Below are 1284 nucleotides of genomic sequence, written 5' to 3'. Positions count from 1 at the left end.
GTCGAAGAGAACCCTCAGACCACGCCCTTCTTAAGGATGAAGTTCCCATAGGCGCGCGATTCCGCCGTCTGGATGACTGCAAACGATCGCATCGCGATGGGATAGTACGCAGACCTCTCGACCGGTTGGCTCGCTATCGAACGGCCCTCTGCTTCACTGCAAACGGCGAGGACGTCTTTGTGTACTTCCAGCAACTCGCCTGGYGCGTCGACGGCCTCCATGTGCATCAGAGGCGTCTCACTAAACGTGTCCAAGGGCATCATCTGAAGGATCCCGCGGACTGCAGTCGGTGCATCGACACCCTCTAAGATGAGAAGCTTTCCGCTCGTGGTTTGGGTCGCTACACGAAAACCGGAGAAGTTTCGATCCACGATTGCCAGTTCGTCGCCGTGACCCATGGAGGCCATGACCCACAACAGGTCGGCCGTAATGAACGGCGGCACACCCTTCAGCATGGCGTCTCCCTCCCAAGAGATTAGCAGCAACAAGAACGATGAACGATTAGCAGAAAAAAACGATTGCGCAAACGTTTCGATGGCGCTAGCGTTATTACATAGCGGATCCTGGGAGAGCCTCTGGAGGTTGGAATTTCGCTTGGGAGGATAGTTTGAAAAACCTGTTTGTTGCGCTGCTGGCGAGAGCTGGAGTGCGCTCATGACGACTATTTCCGAGGTGGCAAAGGCGGCCGGGGTCTCAGTCTCCACGGTTTCGCACGTTCTCAATAAGACGCGCTACGTCTCGCCCGAGAAGGTCAAGCTCGTCCTCGAGTCCGTGGAGGCGATCGGATATATCCCCAATACAGTCGCTCGCTCGCTCAAATTGTCATCGACAGGTACCGTCGGCCTCGCGATTTCCGCAATTTCGAACCCTTATTTCAGTGACATTATCTGTGCGATTGAAACCGAGTGTTCCAAACGGGGCTTGATCGTGTTCCTCTGTGACACGCAAGATGACCCGGTCCGGGAGCTGGAACTGGTCCAGCATCTGCATCAACGCCGAGTCGACGGGATTATACTTGCGCCTTCGGGCGATCCTAAAAAAGCGCTGGACTATCTCATCCGGTCCGACCTTCCCTGTGTGCTTGTTGACAGGCTGTCGGACAACCGTTTCGACCAGGTCGGGACGGATAACGTCGCCGCAATACAAACGCTCGTCGATCATCTCGTGACGCTGCATCATCGACGGGTTGGGATCATTCTCGGTCAACCCGGCTTTGCGACGACTGTGGAGCGCGCAAAGGCCTTCCGCGCAGCGATGATCGAGAAGGGAATAGAGGTAGAGGAC

Annotated in this window: 2 protein-coding genes; one reads left to right on the top strand and one right to left on the bottom strand. The window is 55.9% G+C overall.

Annotated features, from left to right (window positions below; all coding sequences use genetic code 11):
- Positions 1 to 14: 14 nt before the first annotated feature.
- Positions 15 to 455, bottom strand: coding sequence for an RbsD/FucU family protein (locus tag AC1D1Z_RS37530; RefSeq protein WP_026188826.1), 441 nt, complete (start codon positions 453 to 455; stop codon positions 15 to 17).
- A 199-nt stretch (positions 456 to 654) separates the two neighbouring features.
- Between AC1D1Z_RS37530 and AC1D1Z_RS37525 the strand changes: the two genes are divergently transcribed.
- A partial coding sequence (locus AC1D1Z_RS37525) for a LacI family DNA-binding transcriptional regulator (RefSeq protein WP_477853900.1) occupies positions 655 to 1284 on the top strand: 630 nt, incomplete at its 3' end.

It is taken from the genome of Rhizobium sp. P1_E1 (genome assembly GCF_056406015.1).
The sequence above is the reverse complement of the archived record's forward strand: the minus strand, read 5'-3'. Positions and strand labels throughout refer to the sequence as shown.